The sequence below is a fragment of the Bradyrhizobium jicamae genome, assembly GCF_001440395.1.
GTDB lineage: Bacteria > Pseudomonadota > Alphaproteobacteria > Rhizobiales > Xanthobacteraceae > Bradyrhizobium > Bradyrhizobium jicamae.
This window is the reverse complement of record NZ_LLXZ01000074.1, coordinates 1-1,404: the sequence shown is the minus strand read 5'-3', so window position 1 is coordinate 1,404 and position 1,404 is coordinate 1. Positions and strand designations below refer to the sequence as shown.

Below are 1,404 nucleotides of genomic sequence, written 5' to 3'. Positions count from 1 at the left end.
GCGGCGAGGTGACGAATACTCTCCTCGGTATATGCCCGGCACAATGAGCGTATGTCCGTGGGTATTGCTTTGCGTGCCAATGCCTTATCGGGTGGGTACCCCCTCCTGTTGGCGCTCAAGCGTGTCCAGGGTCATCCTATTGCACCCCGGCTTTCGTTTCTTGCTCAGTGACATCCGGTCGGTCTTTGAGGATGGAACCAATATAACGCAATTTGCCCTAAGCAGCGAACACTCGACTACACGGGTCAAGCTGCGGCTTCTATAGATTTATAGAATCAATTAGAGAACAAGAAAGAGAATTGGCCCCCCTTGGGCGCGACCGCGCGCATGTTGTTGGGAATCTCGGGCGCGTTCGCGCGCAAGTAACTGTGCGCGAACGCGCTCATGTTTGTTTAGCCGGGATGCGGAGCAGAATGACGCGCGGTGACTTGCGCGGCCTGCGGTCCACCTCGATTAGGCCCAGTCGTTCCAGTTCGGCCAGTGCTTCCCATTTTGAGCGAGCGGAGATTTTCACCGCCCGCGCCACCTTGCTGGACACGACGATCGGCTTTCCATTGTCTTTCCAGTTCAGGTACAGCAACTCGAGTGCCAGACGATAGGTGCTGATCCGTTTTGCCTGAAGCAGACGCAGTTCCCACTCCCGCGGTATGCTTGTGAACACTCGCTGCCAGCCTTCCCGCTTCGACTTATCAGGCTCCTGGTCAGGGGCAATCTGCTGTGTCTTTGCCGGGTCGACGCGCAGTTTTTCGATGCTGATATCGTCTTGGTCCTCCATCATGCGACCTCGCATAGGTCAGCCTCGCGCTGCGAAATCAGCTCCACCACCCGCTGCCACATCGCGGCGCCGCGCGGGTCCTGGTAGCGATCGGGATGTCGAACGACGTTGATGTCGGTGCGCAGCTCGAAGCCGCCGAGAACGAGGCGCGAAGCCTTCGCCATGGCGGCCTTCATGCGTTCGATATCGTGGTCAAGTTGGCCGACAGGCGCCGCGATCAACACTGCATCATGGATCAGGGCGCAGACCTCGATGCCTTGCTCGGTAGCGAAGCACGCGGCCAGGCGCAGCATTTCGGCACCGTTGGCCTGGCATGGGAAATTGCGCAGCGAGCGCGGGTTGGGATTCTCGCCGCCCTGCACCGGCCAGCCGAACACGGTTTGCAAGGATCCGGTCAGCATGGCGTGATCGACTGCGGCGTCGGACCAGGCCCAGAACCGGCGATAGGTTTCATGGTGAGCTTGCAACAGATCGCGCGCGACGATCGTCGGTCTTCCAATGCGCCGCGCCAGTCCCTCGGCTTCCATACCGTAGGCGACCGCCAGTGCGCATTGCTTGAACAGTTCACGGATCGCACCGTGCGAATGCTTAGTGGCGTCGGCGGGCACGGCGCCGGCCTGTCTGGCGAA

General features: G+C 60.2%; 2 protein-coding genes. Both read right to left on the bottom strand.

The window, feature by feature from the left end:
• Positions 1-382 precede the first annotated feature (382 nt).
• The gene (locus tag CQ12_RS12050; protein ID WP_057835530.1) at positions 383-778 is read right to left on the bottom strand and encodes a hypothetical protein; all 396 of its coding nucleotides are present in this window, start codon (positions 776-778) and stop codon (positions 383-385) included.
• Positions 775-1,383: a DNA polymerase gene (locus CQ12_RS12045; RefSeq protein WP_083519252.1), complete on the bottom strand. Its 609-nt coding sequence runs from the start codon at positions 1,381-1,383 to the stop codon at positions 775-777. The genes CQ12_RS12050 and CQ12_RS12045 overlap by 4 nt, the downstream gene beginning before the upstream one ends.
• Positions 1,384-1,404: the final 21 nt, after the last annotated feature.